The sequence below is a fragment of the Pseudoalteromonas sp. K222D genome (genome assembly GCF_017653575.1).
Lineage (GTDB): Bacteria > Pseudomonadota > Gammaproteobacteria > Enterobacterales > Alteromonadaceae > Pseudoalteromonas > Pseudoalteromonas nigrifaciens.
On record NZ_JAGGDL010000100.1, the window covers coordinates 1 to 585 of the forward strand.

1 pseudogene is annotated in these 585 nt (G+C 43.8%); it reads left to right on the forward strand.

Going from position 1 to position 585, the window contains the following annotated elements:
• Positions 1-573: pseudogene (locus J5X91_RS18035) on the forward strand (IS21 family transposase); the annotation flags it as partial.
• Between the last annotated feature and the right edge of the window lie 12 nt (positions 574-585).

A 585-nucleotide genomic window follows, 5' to 3' on the forward strand; every position in this document is an offset into this window, starting at 1 on the left:
AGCGTCAATTACACCGAGCATTATCTAACGGTGTCACGTACGAGTACTATTTCATTGAAACGTGTTACCTATAGCGTCCCGTCACGCCTTATTGGTAGCCGATTACTTGCTCGTTTATATGACAACCGTTTAGAGCTGCGCTATGGCAGCGATTTAGTTCAAACGTTAGCGCGTGTCTATGCTTCTAAAGGATGCCGTGCACGTAATATTAGTTACTTGCATGTTATTGACGCACTGGTTAAAAAACCATTGGCATTTCGCTACTCACAACTACGTGACGACTTACTTCCAAGCGACAATTACAAAGCTATTTGGGAATACGTTAATGCCCACCTTTTAGCGGATGAAGCGAGCTATTACATGGTGAAATTGCTCCATTTAGCGAAGCAAAGTGGGTGTGAACGTCAATTAGGACGATTTGTAGCAGCGTCAATTACTCAGCGACAATTACCGGCCATCCGAGAATGTGAAGCGCAATTTTTAGTGATTGCATCAAACATACCCACAATAACAATAAAGCAACACAGCTTGAGCGCTTATAGCAGCATGATACCGGGAGGTCTACATGGATAACTTCACGGCCTC